Origin of the sequence: Arenicella sp. 4NH20-0111, from assembly GCF_040366405.1 — a bacterium.
Taxonomy (GTDB): Bacteria; Pseudomonadota; Gammaproteobacteria; order Arenicellales; family Arenicellaceae; genus Arenicella.
In genome coordinates this window covers 461,495-482,826 of the sequence record NZ_BAABWF010000001.1, presented here as the reverse complement: position 1 = coordinate 482,826, position 21,332 = coordinate 461,495, and the positions used below count along the sequence as shown (strand labels likewise).

General features: G+C 46.2%; 19 protein-coding genes. 18 read left to right on the top strand and 1 reads right to left on the bottom strand.

Going from position 1 to position 21,332, the window contains the following annotated elements; genetic code table 11:
- Positions 1–62 precede the first annotated feature (62 nt).
- The 7 genes from tldD to ABWW54_RS02060 all read left to right on the top strand — a co-directional run bounded on the left by tldD (position 63) and on the right by ABWW54_RS02060 (position 8,948).
- Positions 63–1,511 (top strand): metalloprotease TldD, encoded by a 1,449-nt coding sequence (gene tldD / locus ABWW54_RS02090; protein WP_353409608.1) that lies wholly within the window; start codon positions 63–65, stop codon positions 1,509–1,511.
- Positions 1,508–2,830, top strand: coding sequence for a metalloprotease PmbA (pmbA, locus tag ABWW54_RS02085; protein ID WP_353409606.1), 1,323 nt, complete (start codon positions 1,508–1,510; stop codon positions 2,828–2,830). The genes tldD and pmbA overlap by 4 nt, the downstream gene beginning before the upstream one ends.
- Before the next feature lie 162 nt (positions 2,831–2,992).
- Positions 2,993–3,253 (top strand): FmdB family zinc ribbon protein, encoded by a 261-nt coding sequence (locus ABWW54_RS02080; RefSeq protein WP_353409604.1) that lies wholly within the window; start codon positions 2,993–2,995, stop codon positions 3,251–3,253.
- Positions 3,254–3,277: 24 nt separating this feature from the next.
- Positions 3,278–3,952 carry a DUF502 domain-containing protein gene (locus ABWW54_RS02075; RefSeq protein ID WP_353409602.1) on the top strand — a complete coding sequence of 225 codons (675 nt, stop codon included), beginning with the start codon at positions 3,278–3,280 and terminating at the stop codon, positions 3,950–3,952.
- Positions 3,953–3,957: 5 nt separating this feature from the next.
- Complete coding sequence (gene aspS, locus ABWW54_RS02070; RefSeq protein ID WP_353410372.1) at positions 3,958–5,760, top strand: aspartate--tRNA ligase; 1,803 nt, start codon at positions 3,958–3,960, stop codon at positions 5,758–5,760.
- Positions 5,761–5,822: 62 nt separating this feature from the next.
- Positions 5,823–6,845, top strand: a complete 1,023-nt coding sequence (gene murB, locus ABWW54_RS02065; protein ID WP_353409600.1) for a UDP-N-acetylmuramate dehydrogenase — start codon at positions 5,823–5,825, stop codon at positions 6,843–6,845.
- 330 nt (positions 6,846–7,175) lie between these two features.
- Positions 7,176–8,948: a tetratricopeptide repeat protein gene (locus ABWW54_RS02060; protein ID WP_353409598.1), complete on the top strand. Its 1,773-nt coding sequence runs from the start codon at positions 7,176–7,178 to the stop codon at positions 8,946–8,948.
- A gap of 28 nt (positions 8,949–8,976) precedes the next feature.
- Here ABWW54_RS02060 and ABWW54_RS02055 read toward each other — a convergent pair whose 3' ends face one another.
- Entirely contained in the window at positions 8,977–9,255 is a 279-nt protein-coding gene (locus ABWW54_RS02055; protein ID WP_353409596.1) for a hypothetical protein, read from the bottom strand.
- Between ABWW54_RS02055 and ABWW54_RS02050 the strand changes: the two genes are divergently transcribed.
- From ABWW54_RS02050 to ABWW54_RS02000, 11 genes are all read left to right on the top strand, one after another.
- Complete coding sequence (locus tag ABWW54_RS02050) at positions 9,248–10,093, top strand: hypothetical protein (protein WP_353409594.1); 846 nt, start codon at positions 9,248–9,250, stop codon at positions 10,091–10,093. The two genes, ABWW54_RS02055 and ABWW54_RS02050, sit on opposite strands and share 8 nt — an antisense overlap.
- Positions 10,094–10,161: 68 nt before the next feature.
- Entirely contained in the window at positions 10,162–11,469 is a 1,308-nt protein-coding gene (locus tag ABWW54_RS02045; RefSeq protein ID WP_353409592.1) for a hypothetical protein, read from the top strand.
- Positions 11,469–13,091 carry a hypothetical protein gene (locus ABWW54_RS02040; RefSeq protein WP_353409590.1) on the top strand — a complete coding sequence of 541 codons (1,623 nt, stop codon included), beginning with the start codon at positions 11,469–11,471 and terminating at the stop codon, positions 13,089–13,091. Before ABWW54_RS02045 ends, ABWW54_RS02040 begins: the two co-directional genes overlap by 1 nt.
- Before the next feature lie 4 nt (positions 13,092–13,095).
- A complete protein-coding gene (locus ABWW54_RS02035; RefSeq protein ID WP_353409588.1) occupies positions 13,096–15,261 on the top strand; it encodes a PEGA domain-containing protein in 2,166 nt (721 codons plus the stop codon).
- A 3-nt stretch (positions 15,262–15,264) separates the two neighbouring features.
- Positions 15,265–15,525 (top strand): hypothetical protein, encoded by a 261-nt coding sequence (locus ABWW54_RS02030; RefSeq protein ID WP_353409586.1) that lies wholly within the window; start codon positions 15,265–15,267, stop codon positions 15,523–15,525.
- A gap of 34 nt (positions 15,526–15,559) precedes the next feature.
- Positions 15,560–16,363: a MotA/TolQ/ExbB proton channel family protein gene (locus ABWW54_RS02025; protein WP_353409584.1), complete on the top strand. Its 804-nt coding sequence runs from the start codon at positions 15,560–15,562 to the stop codon at positions 16,361–16,363.
- 49 nt (positions 16,364–16,412) lie between these two features.
- Positions 16,413–17,726: a hypothetical protein gene (locus ABWW54_RS02020; RefSeq protein WP_353409582.1), complete on the top strand. Its 1,314-nt coding sequence runs from the start codon at positions 16,413–16,415 to the stop codon at positions 17,724–17,726.
- 18 nt (positions 17,727–17,744) lie between these two features.
- Positions 17,745–18,824: a VWA domain-containing protein gene (locus ABWW54_RS02015; protein WP_353409580.1), complete on the top strand. Its 1,080-nt coding sequence runs from the start codon at positions 17,745–17,747 to the stop codon at positions 18,822–18,824.
- Complete coding sequence (locus ABWW54_RS02010; RefSeq protein ID WP_353409578.1) at positions 18,821–19,822, top strand: VWA domain-containing protein; 1,002 nt, start codon at positions 18,821–18,823, stop codon at positions 19,820–19,822. Before ABWW54_RS02015 ends, ABWW54_RS02010 begins: the two co-directional genes overlap by 4 nt.
- Positions 19,823–19,834: 12 nt before the next feature.
- A complete protein-coding gene (locus ABWW54_RS02005; protein ID WP_353409576.1) occupies positions 19,835–20,605 on the top strand; it encodes a hypothetical protein in 771 nt (256 codons plus the stop codon).
- Positions 20,592–21,293 (top strand): hypothetical protein, encoded by a 702-nt coding sequence (locus tag ABWW54_RS02000; protein WP_353409574.1) that lies wholly within the window; start codon positions 20,592–20,594, stop codon positions 21,291–21,293. The genes ABWW54_RS02005 and ABWW54_RS02000 overlap by 14 nt, the downstream gene beginning before the upstream one ends.
- Positions 21,294–21,332: the final 39 nt, after the last annotated feature.

Sequence of the window (21,332 nt, the reverse complement as noted above, 5' to 3'; positions counted from 1 at the left end):
ACCAAATGTTCAAGGAGCAATTGGTCGACCTCTTTTGAATTGTTGACCTTTGGTTGGAATTAATGAACGAACAACATCTGTCAGTTGCCCAGGCAACCTTGCTTGAGCCGACTGGTTTAAGTACTGAAAACCTAAATGCCATCATGCATAAGCTAACCAATGTAAATGGGTGTGACTTTGCTGATATGTACTTTCAATATTCTAAACACGAGTCTTGGTCTTTAGATGAGGGTATGGTTAAAACAGGAAGTTTTAACATAGATCAAGGCGTGGGCTTGCGATCGGTTTGTGGCGAAAAGACCGCCTTTGCTTACAGTGAAGACCTAAATTCCGCCGCCATAGCCACCGCAGCGGACGTTGTTAGTGCAGTAGGTCGTCAAGGTCAGGACGCTTATGCTAGTCAGACATTTCGTACACAAGCCGTTTCTTCATTGTACGGTTCAATTGATCCTGTCGCGGCAATGCCGGCTCAGGAAAAGGTGGCTATTTTGCATTTGGCCGACCAGTTGGCCCGTGCACACGATAGTAGTGTAAAAGAAGTAATGGCAAATTTATCATCGGTCTACGAAGTGGTGTTAATTGTCACCAGCGATGGACGTCAAATACCTGATGTACGTCCGTTGGTGCGCTTGAATATCTCTGTCATCGTTGAAAAAGAGGGTAAGCGAGAGCGTGGTTCAATGGGTGGTGGAGGCCGCCATGGTCTAGACTACTTCTCCGAAGACATTATTAAACATTATGCGCATGAAGCGGTCAGGCAGGCATTGGTAAGTCTGGACGCTATTGATTCTCCCGCAGGTACGATGGAGGTTGTTTTAGGGGCAGGGTGGCCTGGCATCTTGCTTCATGAGGCAGTCGGCCATGGGCTTGAGGGTGATTTTAACCGCAAGGGAACATCGGCCTTCTCTGGGCGGATTGGAGAGAAAGTGGCCTCCGATCAATGCACTGTGGTCGATGACGGAACGATTGCTGATCGCAGAGGCTCCTTGTCTGTCGATGATGAAGGTAATGAAACACAGAACACAGTTTTGATTGAAAATGGCATTTTGAAAGGCTATATGCAAGACGAGCATAATGCTCGTCTTATGGGGATGGGTGTGACAGGGAATGGCCGTCGTGAATCGTTTGCTCATTTACCAATGCCGCGCATGACTAACACGTATATGCACAATGGTAACTATGAGCCTGATGAAATTATAAAGTCAGTAAAGAACGGCATTTATGCGGTTAATTTTGGTGGCGGACAAGTTGATATTACGTCTGGTAAGTTTGTGTTTTCATCAAGCGAAGCTTATTTAATCGAAGACGGTAAAGTGACGCGCCCTGTTAAAGGCGCGACCTTGATTGGCAATGGACCTGAGGCGATGCAGACCATCAGTATGGTGGGGAACGACATGGCGTTGGATTCTGGTGTGGGAGTGTGCGGTAAAGATGGGCAAAGTGTGCCAGTAGGTGTGGGGCAGCCCACTCTAAAGATGGATGCACTAACCGTAGGAGGAGTCAGTTTATGAGCCAGATAAATTTAAAGCGTGCGGCCGAAATTGCCTTAGACTACGCAAAAGATCAGGGCATGCACCAGTCGGAAGTGGCGTTACACCAAGGCATCGGCGTATCAATCACAGCACGTCAACAAGAATTGGAAACGGTTGAAAAGCACAATGATGCGCAGCTAGTTGTCAGTGTATATAAAGACCATAAAACGGGCTCTGCAAGCAGCGCTGACATGAGTGAAGCTGGTATCAAATCGTCTGTGGATGCCGCAATATCGATTGCTAGATACACGGGCTCCGATGATTGTCTTGGTTTGGCTGACAAAGACATGATGGCCACGGAAGAAAAAGACCTTGAGCTTCATCACGATTGGAATCTTGATATGAGCGGCATGGTCGATATTGCGTTGCAATGCGAAGCTGCCGCATTGGGTGTTGATGATCGTATTACAAATTCCGAGGGAGCATCGGTCAGTTCCTACACAGGCAGTGCTGTCTACGCTAATTCGCATGGTTTTCTACGTGAAAGTACTGGCAGTCAGCATTCGGTTTCCTGTTCTGTGATTGGCGCCGATGATGCTGGAATGCAGCGAGACTATTGGTATGATAGCGACCGTAATCCAGCAAATCTTGAAAGCCCAGAATCCATAGGCCTAAAAGCGGCAAAGCGCACCTTACAGCGTCTTGGCTCACGGCAAATAGACAGCACTCAAGCCACGGTTATTTTGGAGCCCATGATGGCGAAGAGTTTAGTCAGCCACCTTTTAGGGGCAATTAAGGGTGGCGCAATATATAAACAAGCCAGTTTCATGCTGGATAAGATAAATGAACGAGTGCTGCCGGATTTTGTAACCATTGCGGAGAACCCTCATAAGATAGGCGGCGCTAATAGCGCTATGTATGACGGTGAAGGCGTTGCAACCCCTGAATATCGTGCATTGGTGGATGACGGAGTTTTGCAAAGCTACGTACTGGGGTCTTACACTGCTCGTAAGCTTGGCTTGAAAAGTACGGCCAATGCCGGAGGCGTACGCAACGTAACGGTTTCAAACACTGGGCAAAGTTTTGACGATCTATTGACTCAAATGGGGACGGGTTTGTTGGTTACTGAACTGATTGGTTCTGGAATCAATATGGTGACCGGTGATTACTCAAGAGGGGCCGCTGGTTTTTGGATAGAAAATGGCCAACTTCAATATCCTGTTGAAGAAATTACCATTGCAGGCAATTTATTAGACATGTATCGCAATATTGTGGCAATTGGGAATGATTATGATTGTCGTGGAAACACAGAATGCGGATCAATTGTTGTTGAAAACATGACGATAGCGGGTCGATAAAGGTATAATTTCGCGCCTTTTAATCTTAATAATAGGGTTTTTGGCCTGATTCGCCGTATTTTTGCACTGCGTAAACCCTTTTTTTGGTTTATGCGTCTTAACTCATGAGATAACTTTTTCGTTTTGCGATGATTGTCTGACTCTTATAAACCGGTTTTAACTATGCCGATTTACCAATATCAATGTGCCGATTGTGGCCACCAAATGGAAGCTCTACAAAAGATGAGCGATCCAAAGTTAACCGATTGCCCTGAGTGTAAAAATCCGGCGTTACGTAAACAAGTAACTGCCGCGGCTTTCAAGCTAAAGGGCACTGGTTGGTACGAGACCGATTTTAAGAATTCCGGAAAGAAGCCTAAGGCAACTACGGAAAGTTCCACAAAGTCGGACTCTGGTGGAAACAGCACGGCCGCCAGTAATTAAGCCCTTTGGGCGAAGCCGAATAAAATGAATCGTCTACGCAAGTATTTAGTAGCAGGCCTGTTAGTTTGGGTGCCTTTAGTGTGCACCTTCGTTGTTCTGTCGTTTTCAATAAATCTGATTGATCGCAGTCTACTTCTGATTCCGGAAGCTTATCGTCCGGAAACGCTAATAGGGTTCAAAATTCCCGGTTTGGGCCTCATCTTGGCATTGATCTTGTTGATGGTAACTGGGCTGATTGTGGCCAATTTTCTAGGGCGAAAGCTGGTTGCTGGCTGGGAAGCTTTGCTGTCGAGGATTCCTTTAGTCAGAACGGTGTATGGCGCGGTTAAACAAATAACACAGAGCTTGTTTTCAGATGCCAGCCAATCGTTCAGAGAAGTGGTGCTGGTAGAGTATCCGCGTCGAGGTATGTGGATGTTGGCATTTGTGACTGGTGAAACGCCTAAAAAATTCAAGCAAGTTATCAATTTAGAATTGATAAACATATATGTGCCAACCACACCAAACCCTACGTCGGGTTATTATTTAATGGTGCCATCAAGCGATATTAAGCGCCTAGATATTCCGGTTGAAGTTGGTTTGAAAATGATTCTGTCCGCAGGTGTCGTTAATCCTTTGGATGATCCAATTGAGGCCGAGAAAGTAGCGGCTGAAATTAGAGCAAAAGAAAAGCAAAACGCTAAAAGAGTTAAAAAATGAATGCAATGCGCAGCCACAACTGTGGCCAAGTAAATGAAAGCCTGATCGATCAAACCGTTACAGTTTCAGGTTGGGCTCATCGCCGCCGTGATCACGGTGGTGTTATCTTTATTGACCTACGCGATGCCTCTGGTCTGTTGCAAGTGGTTGTCGACCCAGATGCAGTGGAGGCTTTTAAATTAGCTGAGACTGTACGAAACGAACACGTATTGCAAATTACGGCCAGAGTCCGTCCAAGACCTGAAGGCACCACAAATCCAGACATGCCTACCGGCATGGTTGAAGTATATGCAACTGAGATGGTTGTGTTAAACAGAGCAGACCCGATTCCTTTTCAGCTCGACGAGGACGACGTGAGCGAAGCTGTTCGTTTACGTTATCGATATTTAGACCTTAGGCGCGAACCGATGCAAAGAATTTTTCGGTTGCGTAGCAGTGTCACCAAATACTTCCGAGATTTTCTTGAGGCCGAAAGTTTCGTGGATATCGAAACACCAATTTTAACTAAATCGACACCAGAAGGTGCACGAGATTATTTAGTTCCTAGTCGTGTGCATCAAGGTGACTTTTTTGCGCTTCCTCAGTCGCCTCAGCTTTTTAAGCAATTGCTGATGGTCGCTGGTTTTGAGCGCTACTATCAAATAGCTCGCTGCTTTCGTGATGAAGACTTGCGTGCCGATAGGCAGCCAGAATTCACTCAGCTCGATATCGAAACCTCGTTCATGAATGAAGATCAAATCATGGCCATGATGGAAGGTATGATTCGAGGTCTGTTCAAGTCAACGATGGGTATTGAATTAGACGCTGAGTTTCCGCAAATGACGTACGCCGATGCCGTTGAACAATATGGTATTGACCGCCCTGACCTGCGCATCCCTCTAAAATTAGTTTCCGTAACAGATTTAATGGTCGACTCTGGTTTTAAAGTGTTCGCAGCACCGGCTAATTCTGAAGATGGTCGTGTTGCCGCGTTGCGCATTCCTGGCGGGTCTCAAAAGCTCAGTCGCAAGGAGATCGACGGGTATGCTGATTTTGTAGGCAATTACGGTGCTCGAGGCTTGGCTTACATTAAAGTAAATGACATAAGTACTGGGCGTGAAGGCTTGCAGTCTCCGATCGTTAAGAATCTTTCTGACGACGCCTTGGCGGGCGTGATTGAGCGCACAGGGGCCGAAAATGGCGATTTGATCTTTTTTGGCGCGGATAAAGCGAAAATCGTTAATGATGCCTTGGCAGCACTGCGCGTTAAGGTAGGGCATGATTTGGATATGGTTCAGACTGAATGGGCACCTATGTGGGTTGTCGATTTCCCAATGTTTGAACGTGATGAGGACAGTGGCAGGTGGACGTCATTGCATCATCCATTCACAGCACCTAAAGTGGATCAGATGGATGAGTTGAAAACTGACCCCGGCAAGGTGCTGTCTCGTGCCTATGACATGGTACTAAATGGCACAGAGATTGGTGGCGGTTCTATTCGTATTCATCAAACTGATGTGCAAAAGCTCGCATTCGAAGCGCTTGGGATTGGAGATGATGAAGCTGAAGAAAAGTTTGGTTTCTTACTGGATGCATTGCGTTTTGGTGCTCCGCCACACGGTGGTATCGCATTTGGTGTGGATAGAATAACAGCAATGATGTCTAAGGTTGATTCAATCAGAGACGTTATTGCGTTCCCGAAAACCCAGAAAGCGTCTTGTTTGCTTACTGATGCCCCAAGCGGAGTAGATAAAACGCAATTAAGAGATTTGCATATTAGGTTGAGTCCTGCTGCCCAGGCATTAAAAGCAGAGGCGGCTGGCGAGTAGAAAAGTAGCCATAGAAGAGCAGGCATCTTCGTTTTGGCTGAGTTCGATCAACGCTAATAGGCATGATAGATACTGTTCAAAATCGTGATAGGTGGGTTGATCTTTCTCAACATAACTCTCTTGCCGTGCCCGCAAAGGCCAGGAAGCTGATTAAGGTATGTTCTCGCCAACAAATGAGCTCGGCTATCGCTAAAGCTCAGAAATCTGGGCGGCCTTTTTTGGTCTTGGGTGAAGGCAGTAATACTGTTTTTGTTGATGATTACGATGGTGTCGTGATCATCAATCAGATTAAAGGGATTGAGGTTCTGCGCGCAGATTCTTTTGCAACGGTGTCGGTGAAGGTCGCCGCTGGGGAAAATTGGCATCAGTTTGTTACCAGCTGCGTAGAAAAGCAGTGGTATGGAATCGAAAACCTAGCGTTGATTCCAGGGAGTGTGGGTGCCGCCCCGATTCAAAATATTGGCGCTTATGGGGTAGAGGTAAAGGACGTTATCAGTTGTGTAGAATTGCTTGATACGGTCACGCATGAGGTGCTCGTTATTGATAACGCAGATTGCGAGTTTTCATATCGCGAAAGCCGCTTTAAACGCGATTGGTCAGGTAATAAGGTGGTGTTGTCTGTGACGTTTAAACTGCAACGAGAAGGTGCGGTGTGTCTGAATTATCCCGCTCTGACGAAACGCTTAGGTTCTGATTCAAGCTTGCGCGACGTATTTGACGCTATTGTAAGTATCCGCTCAGAAAAACTCCCTCTCCCGGAACAGATTCCTAATGCCGGTAGCTTTTTTAAAAATCCAATTGTTAACGCAGAGCAGTATCGGGTTTTGATAAAAACATATCCGAGCATGGTGGCATTCGAGCAAGCTGCTGGGTATAAACTTGCGGCGGCCTGGTTGATAGAAAACGCAGGTTGGAAGGGGCGAGAATTGAATGGAATTGCGGTGCATCAGCACCAGGCTTTGGTTCTCATAAACCCAAATCGAAAATCAGGGAAAGAGATTGAGCTGTTTGCTAGGTCTATTCAAAAGGATATTTTAGAACGCTATAACGTTAACTTGGAAATAGAACCTAGATTAATAAAATAGCTTTTAGATCTGAAATTGACTCGATAATTTCACCACACGGATGCGTTATTCTGCCCCTGATTTCGGGTTTTTCATCACATCCGGCCGATTGCGATATCCTCACTGAGGTTTAATGGATCTGGTCGTTCGCAGTAGATAGTCAGTGGCGTCTCCATCTTAATCTTCGTTAAGAAATTGAGCTAATTTTGTCTCCGTAATCTCAAAATCAGCTCAACTTATGGGTTTCTATCAATAATATGCGCGATATTTGTTAACATTTGGTAATGCTAAAACTTTCCATGACACGGTCAATAATAAGGTAAGTTGGAAGTGACACAAATGATCTTGCCTATGAAATCCATGACAGATAAAACTCGGCGGTATATTCGTGATATCCGTTGCCGTTCAGAATCGCTGCGTTCCGCCGCGTGTATCAATTTGTTCATCCTAATTAGTCTGTCATTTTATGCATCCCTATCTCATTCAGCAACGTCCTCAGAAGTCAAAAAGCCGAGTTCGACCTGGAAGCTCTCGGATAAAAAGATGGCTTCTAAACCAGTTGTGATAGACCCTGATACAGGGGGTTCGGAAGCCGACGTCACAGCTGGAATTGTGACTCAGGAAAACACAGGCAGTGCTGAAGAAATGACGTCATTTAGTGATCAAGAGTTCGCAGAAGATGGCTCGACCACAAACGCGACGTCGCAAGCGATTGAAGGCGCTGCTGAAGTGGTTGCTACGCTGCCCCTAGCGGCGGATGAAGGTATAAACCCAGAAATAGATGAGAGTCTCGATGAGGGTCTCGATGAAAATCTCGAAGAAGCTGATTTAAGAGCTATTGAAAGTGAGTTAATGGTTGAAACTTCAAGCTCAGCTCAACTAATTGATGACCAAGAGATTGATGAAATATCCGTTGATCAAGAACTTGCGAAAGAAGTCGATGAAATCAACGTATTGCCAGTCGTTGATTTGTCACCAGCGCTGAGGGAAAGTCTCAAACGCCAGTTCGCATTGGTGCAAAAAATTGAAGAAGAGGAAGATGCCTTCAGTGAGAACCTAGGTGAAGCTTACTTGGCGTATGGAAAGCTGCTCGCTCAAGCCGGACGCATAGATGAGGCTCGTGATATGTACGCGAGAGCGTTGCATCTCGTTAAAGTAAATAACGGCGTCTATGCAATTGAACAGAGGCCTGTCTTAAGAGCGATGTTTGATCTTTATGACGCGAAAGGCCAGATGGATGAAATGGAGCGTTATCTCCGACAAATTATTTGGCTGGAGAAAAAGCACCCTGATAATCAAGATGACTATAGTTATGATTTGGTTTTAAGATTGTCAAATTTGCTTATAGATCATTATTTAGCATGGCCTAAGATTACGGAAGCCGCGTTGAGTCGCATCAACAAGAGCATTCATTACTTAACTTATGCAATGAAACGATATGGTGATCAGCCGCTTAGAGAAATGATGCTCCCGTACGGAGAATTGGCATTATTGCACTATTTTAAGTTCCAGATCAGTGTTGAGTTGAATCGAACGTTCTTTGATCAATCGAGGTATAAGACAATGGCGGATCTTGATAAGTCGCCGACTGTTCTCTCTAGGTCTAACTTCGTCTCAAGTGCACAACGCAATTTGAAGAAATATTTAGATCGAGCAACTAAAGAGGGTGACATTGAACATCAAGTGCGTGCTCTGCGCGACCTTGGGGATTTACAGTTATTGTTTGGTCGCTCTAAAGATGCCGCAAACTATTACAGTATGGCTTGGGTGCGAGCCGCTGACCTAGACGACTCTCATGAGTTGGTGTCGAGTTTTGACAAACCATCAAAGTTGCCTGATTTCAACTATGCTGGCAGTCGTACACAGCTAGATAAGAATATAGAGTCGGTTTACGTGCCTTTAACCATGAATCTTGATGAATTTGGAAGGGTCAAAAAAATACTCACGAAAGCGGATGAAACGCCTTATCCTCGTTATGTTTTTCGTGCAAAGAGAACGTCACGCAAACTGATTTTTCGACCCACCATTGATAATGGCGCGATGGTTAAAACACCAAATTTTAAGTACGATGTCCGTCTACATTTGCGGCCCAAGGAAATAGCGCGTGGCCCAGAATTACCTTAGAGTTAGTAATGATTCCAACCGATAGAAATCAATTTCCGCTGTACAAAAAAATTAAAGCGTCTGCACTTAAACTGGGTTTGATAGCCTGTGTTGTTATTTGTTTGACATCCTGTGCCCAGTCACTTTTGCCCGGACCGGGGCAGCCATCACCGTCAACTCCAAGTGGCCCGTCGCTGCCGATGCCTCTTCCTAGTGGTGGGTCTTCTGGCCTGCCTTCACCATTGCCGTCACCGCCCTCGGTCCCAAGTGTTCCGTCCACACCAAGTACGCCCAGTGCGCCAAGTATGCCAGATGCCTCAATGCCCAAGCCTGGTGAGAGTGGTGAGAGTGGTGAGAGTGGTGAGAGTGGTGAGAGTGGTGAGAGTGAATCTGATTCCGAATCAGAAGGTGAATCAGAAGGTGAATCAGAAGGTGAATCAGAAGGTGAATCAGAAGGTGAATCAGAAGGTGAATCAGAAGGTGAATCAGAAGGTGAATCAGAAGGTGAATCAGAAGGTGAATCAGAAGGTGGCGAAGGCGATGCTTCGGAAGAAACGCCTGAGGGCTGGGAAGACGAAGGTTCTGAAACGGAATCCGATGGAGAAGGAGACGTTTCATTTGAGGAACCGGGTGACGGAGATGCTGGGGACGGGTTTGAGCAACCGGAGTTTGAGCAACAAGGCGGCTTAAGTGAGAAAGAACTAGAAGAATTAGAGAAAGAGCTCGAAGAAACGCTAGGAGACTTTGATGAAGAGATCGAGCGTGAAAAAACCTTCGCCGAAGAACGTGCTAATGAGAACACCGGCGAAGATGGGTTGGGTGGCGTTGTTGCATTCGAAGACTATGATGAAGAAGACGATGGTAACGCCAAAGGTAAAAATAAGCCTGCTCCATCAAGCAGCTCGGGTTCAAGCAGTAAAAGTGGTAAGAGCTCCTCCAGCAGTGGCGGTGGCGGTGCGTCTTCAGAGGGTGGGGAAGAACGTGAGGGCACTGACCCCGATTCAGACGCGGAAGAAATTAAAGATGATGGTCGACCAGATATTGAAGATTTGCGCAAAAACGATGACATCGTTGCGAGACAAATTCGAGAGGCTGCTGAAGCTGAAACCGACCCTGAATTGAAGAAGAAATTGTGGGAAGAGTATTATAATTATAAGGGTCTGTAGTGCGTTTAGGCTGGAGGCGATTTCCTCTCAAAGAGCGTTTGTCGAATTACACGAATGGTGCGAATGCAGTGATTAAATATAACCAGAATAATGAAAGCATCCGGCTTCATGTAGAGGCTAAAAAACGATCATTGAAAAACTATTTATGGTTCGTTCTTTTGTTAGCCGTCTTAAGTGGGTGTACCACTTTTGAGTATCATGAGACGGTGAATGTGGCGGTGAATAAGTTGTCCGATGATGAAGAAGCTCAGATTGAAGAGGAGCTGTTTTTAGACGTAGGAATCGTGTTGTTCGACCATGGCGTGGATGAACTTGATGATGAGCAAGCCGCTTACGCAAACGTACGGAAAAGCGAAGCTGTTTGGTATTCAAGCCAGCTTAAGAAAACGCTAGATAAAAGCAATGCCTGGGGGCTGGTGCGGGCTATCCCATCTGAAAATGCCATCATGGATGTGGTGATATCTGGCCGCTTAAATGATTCAAATGGTGAACGTGTTGCTCTGCTGATTCAGGTAAATGATGCTGGTGGAAACCTCTGGTTTGAAAAGGAGTATGAGCAAATTGCCAGTCAATATGCTTATAACCCTGAAGTGAACCTGCCCGGCGATCCTTTTCAATCGCTATTCAATCGGATTGCGAATGACTTGTTTGACTTTAGGGCAACATTGAGTCCTGTGCAATTAAGGAATATTCGAAGCACAGCAAAAGTCCTGTTTGCCCGAGACTTTGTGCCTGAAGCGTTCGATCAATACATTGTGGAGGATGAACTGGGTAAACTTTCTCTGGTAAGAATTCCAGCGAAAGATGACCCTGTGATGAAGCGTGTTGATCGTATTCGGGCTCGTAATGATCTGTTTTTGGACGTTATCCAGGACTACTATCGAGCATTCAATAACACGATGTCGGTTCCATACCAAGAGTGGCGCAAATTAAGCTATAAAGAAGTTCTCTACGCACGCCAATTAAAAGAGCAGGCCAGAAGAGAGAAAATAGCTGGCGTTGTTGCGATTGCCAGTGGCTTAGTGGTCGCGAATAGCAACAGTTCTCGAACAACACGAATCGGAGGGCTAACGGGATCTGCTTATGGGGCTCGTCTGTTTGCGAATAGCTTTTTGAAATCAGACCAAGCATTGCAACACAGTGAAACCTTACGTGAATTGGGACGGTCTTTGGAGCTAGAGTTGGAGCCCAGTGTGGTTGACCTTCAAGATAGAAGCGTAACCTTGACCGGGACCGTAGAAGATCAATATACAGAATGGCGTCGAATTCTTTCACGCATGTTTGAGATAAATGAAGGGGATTCTGAGCTTAATGATGGCAGCGGTGCCCAAGCCAATGATCCAGAGTCGATATCGCCAATCACTGAAGAGATGTAATGAGTGTAGAGGAATTTAATCAGCCCAGTGGTCAGGCAATCGAAGCAGCAGACTTTCATGCTCCGGGTGAGCAACAACGCTCAAATTACCAAACAACATCGAAAACAGGCAGTAGTCGGGGAATCATTGAGGTTCACAGTAGTGCCTCTTGGTGGCACTCTCAGTTTAATCTTATGGTGTTTGTGTTTGCACTACTTGGCGTTGCAACTCTATTGTTTATCTTGTTGACACCAGCGCCTAATGACGGCGCGGCGAACACGCGAATCAGTGCGGCGGGGACGGTGACCAAAGTATCCGTGACTCAGGATGAAGAACAGTCATCAGCTCCGTTCGATGAGTCACGCCGTGAGCAAGCCAGGGCCGATTCCCAAGATATTTTGGCGTCGTTATTAGACACAAAGAAATTGTTGGAAGAAAAAAACGTCGAAAGTTGGGGTAATGAGCGATATTTAGCTGCCGTTGAGTCCGCAGAGGAAGGCGATGAGTTATATAAACAAAAAAACTACGCCCAAGCGATTCGCCAATACTCATCGGCGCTGGGTGCATTTGAATCAATCTACGACTTAATCCCAAATGAATTGAGTCGACGAGTATCGCTGGGGATCAAGGCGATTAATGATGGTAAATCTGACTTGGCTTTAAAGCAATTTCGGTCTGCGTTGATGCTGGACCAAAACTATATTCCGGCGCTTCAGGGGCTAGAGCGAGTGAAGACTCTGGATGAGGTGTTGGCGCTTGTCGCTGCCGCAGCACTTGATGAACAAGACTTTGTTAACAGTGATGATTTAAACGATATCGAGCAAGCCAAAATGAAGTACCAGCAAGCGTTAGCGCTTGATGGTGGAGCCCAGCCTGCCATTCTGGGCCTGGCTAAAGCCAGTGAACTTGAAACAGACAAACGTTATCGAATTGCCATGAGTAATGGATTCAACGCCTTGTTCTCTAATCGCTACGCCAATGCTCGACAAGCGTTTAACAGTGCGTTGGCGTTGGTACCAAATGACAAGACGGCTAAGAATGCTCTTAGGCAGTCCTTAGCGTCGGACAAACGTACTTCTCTAGGGTCTCTACTAAAGGGCGCTAAACGGTTTGAGTCAAGTGAACAATGGGCTAACGCATTATCAAATTACCAAACCGTGTTGCAAAGAGATGCTAACCAGGTAAGCGCAAAGATAGGGCGAATTCGTTCTCAGGCTAGGCTTGAGTTAGATCAGTCTTTGAAGACTGTTCTCGCCGACCCGTTGGCTCTGAGTCGAGCAACAGCGAAACAAAGAGCACAAGACATATTAATTGACGCTAGAGGAATCGCTAGTAAAGGTCCATTACTTTCCAAACAAATTAACACCTTGGAGAAAATACTTACGCAGGCTGAGAGCACCATTAAAGTGTCATTCAATTCTGATTCGTTAACGCAGGTGAGTTTGAAGAAGGCGGGGGCGAAGAGGATTAATCTTGGTAGGTTTGATACCAAAAAACTGGCTCTAAAGCCCGGGCGGTATACGCTTATCGGCACGAGATTGGGGTACCACGATACACGTACAGAGTTGGAGTTAGCCCCCGCTGAATCTAGCGTTAAGAGTTTTACCGTTGCGTGTAATCAACCCATCTCTGATGCAGGGTAGTCGTATGTCGGACAGTAGCAATATCATTGATCAGCAAAACACCGATCACGATGTGATCGAACCTTCCGATTTTCAGGCGCCTGGGAGTGAAGAAAAGGTATCGCGCTTTAGGCCGACCATAGCGCATTTCCTTCTATTGGGGGTTGCACTTATTTGCGTGGGGTTTATTTCCTTTATAAGCATCGCAAAGTCCATTCAGGTGACTGCCGTGACCGTTAATTTGAACAATCCTGAAGAGTTGCTGTTACAGCCGGCTAAAGTGACTATTCACAGTCGAATTAAGTTGCCGCTGGGTAACAGAGTGTTGGTCATGCCCGGCGAGCACAAGGTGTCTCTGAGTGCCGAAGGCTATAAACCGTTGAGTCAAAACCTTAATGTATTGGGAGATCGACACCAACAATTTGAAATTGTCTTAACGAGATTGCCTGGAAAGTTGGATATTTCATTGCCCGAATCTGTCACCGCCTTGGCGATGATTGACGGCATAGAGGCCGGTAAGGTTTCAGGAGTTTTAAGTGATGTTAGTGCCGGCTTGCACGAACTCACGATTGACGCAGAATTGTATCGCCCTTTTACCAAGAGTTTGATTGTTCGTGGTAAGGGTGAAACTCAAGCCATGGACATAGCTCTTGAACCCGCCTGGGCTGAATACCAGTTTAGTACCGTTCCTTCTGGCGCAGACATAAAGATAGACGGTGTGATTAAAGCGACTACGCCAGCTACGGTTCGTGTAGAAGAAGGAACAAGAAGTTTGGTTTTGGAATCATCGGGGTACAAACCGTACGAGCAAGAGTTAAGTGTGGTCGCGCAAGAAGTGATAACAGCGCCAGAGATTGAGTTAATTCCTGCCGATGGCCGTATTAAGTTGGCTTCAACGCCCAGTGGCGCCGCCGTTATTTTAAATGACGAGTTTAAAGGAGTTACGCCAATCTCAATTGCCGTTAAGCCTAGCAAAGAGCATAAGCTCAAGGTCTATAAAGCCGGATACCAGCTAGCCCAAGAGTCATACACGTTAAATCCAGATCAAGTGAAAGAGGCCGATTTCAAACTCAGTGCCGATTTGATAAAGGTTGAAATTAGTGTTGCGCCGTCCGACGCAGTTGTTTTTGTTGATGGTGTGCGGCGTGGTACAGGCAGTCAAAATCTAGCGTTGAATAGCTTGCCTCATAGGATAAGCGTCCGTAAGCCGGGTTACGTGACTCAGACGAATGAAATTGTACCAACACGTTCGAGTAAACAGTTGGTTAGCTTTAGGTTGTTGACGAATGAAGAACATTACTGGGCACAAATTCCTGAAACCTATACTAATCGAGCTGGTCATGAAATGAAGCTCTTTAGAAACCTTGGTAAAGTTCGTCTTGGGTCGTCTCGCAGAGAAGATGGTCGTCGAGCAAATGAGGCCGTTTATCAGGCTGAGCTTACCAAGCCATTTTACGTTGCTCTACACGAAACCACTAACAAACAGTTCCGTCAGTTTAAGGCCACTCACAACGCCGGAAATTACAAAGGAAAAAGTCTTGACGCGAATAAAGTGCCCGCGCTGAATATCAGTTGGCAACAGGCAGCGCAATACTGCAATTGGCTTAGTAAGAGAGAAGGTTTAGATCCATTTTATGAGACTGTCTCAGGGTTCGTTGCAGGAAACATTCCTAACGCTAATGGTTATCGCTTACTGACTGAAGTTGAATGGTCGTGGTTGGCTCGCAATAAAAACGACGGCGTTATAACGTATCCGTGGGGGGTAGAAAAAACCGTTCCTCCGAATACCAAGGTTGAGAATTTGGCCGACGAGAAAGCAAAATCTGTTCTCACGTTTACGCTAGACGGATATCGCGATGGTTACACTGGGCCTTCCCCGGTGGGTAGATTTCCGGCAAATCACCGAGGCCTTTACGATATTGGTGGTAATGCAGCCGAATGGGTCAATGACTGGTACTCCGCAAAGGGAAACAGTGAGATAGTCGCTTCTGGCTTAGCTAAAGACCCTCTAGGTCCGGATAACGGTGAGTTTCACGTTGTCAGAGGAGCAAGCTGGGCAAGAGGGCACTTGCCTCAATTGAGGTTGGCTTATCGCGACTATGGCGCTAAAGGAGCTCACGATATTGGCTTTAGAATTGCTAGGTATGCTGGGCTAAATAAAAACAGTAAGAATCGAGTGGCTGGTAAATAGCCTATGAAATTAAATAGAATCTTTACGTTTTTATTCGTGGCTTGGTTTGCTAACCCTGTGTTCAATTTAACCGCGCAAGAGACCGATCAGGCTCAAAAGGAGGCGCGTGAGTCAACGCCGTCAAGTGATCCTAAGCTTGAGTCAGAAGATAAGAAAAAGCGGACGGATGCCCCAGTGAGTAAGAACAAGCCGCCGAAAGAGGTCTTTAACCCTACGGAGGAAATATCCGAGGACTCTCCAGTACCATTCCCGGTTGATATATAGATACTAAGCTAAAATAATTAATGAGAAAAACTCAATGAAATTTCAGAAGTCTGAATTCTTTTACCAGATCATTGCTTTGGTGTTGTCCTTTGTGGTCGTTCACACAATTTACGTTGGTTTGGTCAGGCCTAATGCGGAGGCGGTTTTAGTTGCAGAAGCAAGAGCTATCGCTGAGCAGGAAGCATCGGGTGAAACAGTAACTATTGAACGGTCAGCTTGGGTGGTTTTGAAAGACTACGAACAAGAAACGTGTTTTATTCTAATGTTGTGGGTAATGGCGATTATGGGCTTAAAGGCGCAAAATGTAAGCGCTCAAAGGCGCCTTTTTTCGCAGCCTCTGATTAGCATTGAAGATGGCACACGGGTGTTACCAGAAGACTCAAGAAAGCTAGCAAGGCCGCTGGAAGCGTTGCCGGAACCCGAGCGAGGTTTTCTCTTGCCAAGGGCGTTGCGCGGAGCGTTACAGCGTTACGGTTCAACCGGGTCTGTCGCAGATGTCTCTAATGTTGTCAGAGACAGTTGTGATACAGAAGCGGATCGGCTTGATTCTGAGTTGTCCATGGTTCGGTATATTACTTGGGCGATACCTTCAATCGGGTTTATTGGTACGGTTAGAGGAATTGGTACGGCGTTGGGTAATGCGCACGAAGCGGTACAGGGAAATATAGCTGCTGTAACCGCCAGTTTAGGTGTTGCTTTTAACTCAACCTTTATCGCCTTGCTTATCAGTATCGTGATTATGTTTTTAATGCATCAAATAACATTGATGCAAGAGCGAATGGTTGCTGATGCACAAGATTATTGTGATTTCAATTTAATTCGCCACCTGCAAAGTTAAGTAACATTTGGGCCGATAGTAAGACAACATCAAGAGATCGAATTTGTTTATGTCACACATATTGCACATCAATGATAATAACCTTTTGGTACAACAAGTATCAGAAGACAAGGTAGTTCTGCAGCAGCGTAGTCAGGGCTATGCTTGGCTAAAAGGTGATCAAGTTATATTTGATTTAGACGATACTCAACACCCAGTAAGACATTGTCGTATCGCGCCTCAAGAAATTAATAACCGTTATTGGCAACAGTGTGCACAAACCGCAATCGCAGGCAATGGTGCTGGTATGCGTCATGCCGCTGATCTGATTTGGAAGCATTTGGGGCAATTACAAACCAAATTAGAGATTGATACATTAGCGTTGGTGGTGCCGGGAAATTATAAAGACAGTCATTTGCAGTTACTTCTTGGTGTGGCTAAGGCGGTTGGCCTGAATTCCGCCGGGCTGGTCAGTAAACCCGTGCTTGCTGCTCAGCAAGAACGCTTTCCAGTGGGAAAGGCGACGCACGTTGATTTACAGTTACATCAAACCGTGGTGTCTACGATCACCGTAAGTCCTACTCATGTTGAGCTCAGTGAGGTGGAAGTAAAGACCGACTTAGGCATTCACGCTTTGCAAGAATCGCTGCTACGTAATTTGCAAGCTTCATTCATTTCCAGTGATCGCTTTGATCCGCTGCACGACGCGACGACTGAGCAACAATTATTCGATCAACTACCCTCGATTATCGCCACCTTGGCTAATGGGGATAAGGTTAACGTTGGAGTAGAGCATCAAGGGAAGCTTTACAGTACCAGCATTGATCGGGACGAAGTAGAAGAGGCATTTAGTGACTTTACAGCACTGCTCAAAAGTAAGGTGGGCAACGTCATCGTGGACACCAATGCTGCATTTGATTTGAGTGGTCTGCAAGGACTAGCAAACCGAGCACTGGTTTGGGCGACCGGTGCGCCATCATTAAATTTAACGCGACTAGACAGTGCCGATGGTTCGGCCAGCGTCTATCAAGTTAAATTGCCGTCATTGAGAAAGCGTACAAGCGGCGATCGCAATGGCGGTTCTGACGCTACCGAGGCGCTAAAGCCAACGCCGTCAGTGTCAAGTAACAACTCTTTGGCCGCAACGCATATTATGCAAAAGGGGCTTGCCGTGCCAATTCTCGAGGCGTCGGTTACGTTAGATGACGCCGTGTTGGCACTTGCCACCGACGGTGAGGTGAGTGACCTTGATAAAATGTTGAAAAACGGACAATTAGAAATCGTTAACGACCCGACGCGTTCAAGTCTGTCCGAACTACGAGCAAATGATCGTCTGATTTCTCCCATGGCTGACGGTGTAATAACGGCGCTACGAGTCGTTTGATGATGGGTTAAATCAACCATGGCACGCAAAAAAATACGACAAACTTCCACGTTTAGCCTGGCCTTTTTGGACATCATGTCTTGTGGTCTCGGTGCGGCAGTGTTGATATTTTTATTGTTGAAGCATGTCGTGGATTCACCCATACCAAATCAAGAACCACAAGTGTTGGCGGAGATAGACTTATTGGAAGAAGAAATTCTCGTGGGTGAGAAGGACCTCGTTAGAATCCGTAACACGATCAGTGACATTAGTGATGAGACTGTGACGGCGCAAGGGCTGGCCAGGAAGATTTCTGAAGAATTGGAAAAGCTCAAAAGTGAGCTGGAAGAGATTACCCCAGATTCCAGTTTTGATATTCCTGGATTGAAAGCCAAGATTGCAAAACTGGAAAGTCAAAAGCAAGCGCTGGAAGTAACAGTGCCCGCGGGTAATAAGGCGTTTGAGTTTACAGGAGATGGCGAACGTCAGTATCTGACGGGTTTACGGCTCGGCGGTGACAACGTACTGATATTAATTGATAGTTCTGCGAGCATGCTCGACGAAACCATTGTAAATATATTGCGTCGTCGCAATATGAGTGATGAGTTAAAACGGCAAGCCCCTAAGTGGGGTAGGGCTCTAGCCATAGCCCAATGGATTGTGGCCAACTTGCCTCTTTCTAGCGACTTTCAAATGTTAAGTTTTAACGACGCGGTGAAGCCTACTCACGGAGATGAGATAAACACCTGGTATGAGGTGGCGGATAGAGTGTCAGTCGCACAGGCCGTAAAGGGGATTAACCAAGTTGTGCCCGAAAACGGAACTAATTTGGAGAAAGTATTTGAAGTTGCAATGGCCATGACGCCTGTGCCCGATAATATATTTATACTGACTGATGGGCTGCCTACACAAGGCGACGGTGCGCCTGAATCGGGATCAATTTCTGGCGCAGATCGTTACCGTGTATTCCGTAATGCGGTGGAAAAATTAGCGCCCGGGATTCCGGTGAACACTATGTTACTCCCATTAGAGGGGGACAGCTACGCGGCCGGTGCATTCTGGGGGCTAGCGATCCGTACACGTGGCTCGTTTGTGACACCAGCGAGTGATTGGCCATGAGTAGAAGAAAAGCAAGGCGCAGTTCGGCGGATGCTGGCTTAAGTTTCTTGGATATAATTTGCTGTGGTTTTGGGGCGATTGTACTACTGTTAGTCATTGTCAGACCCACCGTGCCGACAGTTCTAGAGGAGTCTCCAATAGAAGATAAAGGGCGCGTGCGAGCCATGCAAGAGCGGCTGTTTGAAATTCGTGGTCAGGTTAAGTATTTGGAAACTGAGCTTAATGCCAAGCAAGAACAATTAGGTAAAGATAAAACGCGCGTTGCTATCTTACGAGGAGAACTCGACTTACTCAATTCACGCAAAGCGACTATCGAAGACTTCGGCGCTGAAGATGTGACTGAAGCTAAAGACTTGCAAATAGCCTTGCAGAGCCTGACCAGAGAAATGCAGCGTTTGCTCAAGGGGCGCAAGAAAAGTAATGATTATATTGGCGGTGTGCCCGTGGATTCGGAATACATTATCTTTATCATTGATACTTCGGGTAGTATGTTTACAAGGGCGTGGGGGAAAATGCTGAATGAAGTGGTGAACACATTACGCATCCACCCGACTGTTAAGGGCATTCAGGTGATGAACGATCAGGGCCAATACATGTTCCCGACCTATCGAGGGCAGTTTATGGCGGATTCACCGTCAAGAAGACGCTTGATCATCAGTAAGTTACGCAGTTGGAATGCATTCAGTAATTCGAGTCCAGTTGAAGGCATCACCACGGCGATTCGTCAGCACTATGATAAGAAAAAGAAAATCAGCCTTTATGTGCTTGGTGATGACTATTCTGGGCGCTCTATTCGTCGAGTTTTGCATATTGTAAATGAACTCAATAGTGGAGATAGAAGAGGGAATAGGTTGGTGCGTATTCATGGGATAGGTTTTCCTGTGCACATGAGCGCTAGCCCAGGAATACGCAGTAACGCGATGAGGTATGCTTCTTTGATGCGGGAGTTAGCACAGCAAAATAACGGTACGTTTATAGGTCTTAATAATTTACGGTGAAACGAGTCGATCATGAATAAAATAATCATTAGTCCAGTTGAATGCCCGGTAGCTCGATGCACCAAACTTTTTTCAGGCCTGTTGATGCTGTTGTTAATGACGGCTTGTGCGAGCAAGGTAACGGTGATTGCCGACATTCCCACACCCTTAGTGGAGAAAGTTCCGTTAAAGGCGCATTTATCCTACACCGAAAAATTTAAAAACCATGTGTACATTGAAAGTGAGAAAAAACGCGTATTAAAAAGCATTGATTTTGCTACCGCTCAAGCGGACCTCTTCGACTCCATTTTTGGGCAATTAACCACTCTGGTGCCACTGGATGACGTTAGTAAAGACTTGATCATCGAGCCAGAAATATTGGACTTTCAATACACAGCTCCACATGAAACGAAGCTTAAGCAATACGAAGTTTGGATTAAGTATCGGCTCAAAATCCTAAAGCCCGATGAATCCAGTCTCGCTGACTGGACCATTAAAGGGTATGGCAAGACACCAACCGCCATGCTAACCAGCGCCAGTCGCGCATTTAACTCAGCTACGAATATCGCTCTGCGAGATGTTGGCGCACAACTTTCTACTCGGTTCTCAGGTCAAAGAAGCATCAAAAAATTAATTGCTAACAAGGAGGACCCTCAACGGATCTCCGATATCAGCGTAGCGGATAATTCATCACCGCAACTTGAGCAAGTGGCTTTGGATTCAATAGCAGACGTTGAGGCGGTAGAACTTGAAGCGCAAGGTGCCAAAGAAAAAAATAGTGAGGACGTCGATGATCAGCAGTAACTATACCTACTCGAAATTCACGTTGGCTCTAGCAGTCAGTGTGTTTGCCTCAGCGTGTACCACCATTAATATTGATCAGGTACGACTACAGGACACCGTTGAACTGCGTCAGGGTGATGCTATGGTTGTTCTTGGGCGTCATCAAACGCCTGAAATTCAAACCGAAGCAAGTTTAGTGGCGTGCATCGGTGGTAAGCTGCAGCGCGGTGCAAGGGAGGTTAGGGTGATTTCTGAACCCGAGTTTGTGAACGCGTTCTATCCCTGGTTTGAAGCCCGAACCGCGCCACTCCGGCCGGAAAAATTACGTAAGGTGCTCAATGAGCCTCTCGTGGCCGAGAAGTTAGAGGCAATGAAAATACGGTATTTTGTGTGGGTTGAGGGGTCTACAGAGCGAACGGCTCAGTCGGGAAGCCTTACCTGTTCAATTGGTCCTGGCGGCGGTGGGTGTTTTGGCTTTGGGACATGGGAAGACACCAGTGACTACGAAACCACTATTTGGGATATCAACACACTCGAAGAAGTCGGCCGAGTTAGTACGGAGGCCGTCGGAACCTCTTACTTGCCGGCATTTGTGGTGCCCATTCCACTGCTGGCGCAGGTGGAAGGTGATGCCTGTAAAGGCATGGGTAAACAATTGGTTAGGTTTTTTAAAGATGGCAAAAATACAGAGTTAAAAACTCTTAAGTAATGACTAGTGGGCTAATGAGGGTCTATTAGACTGGAGGTT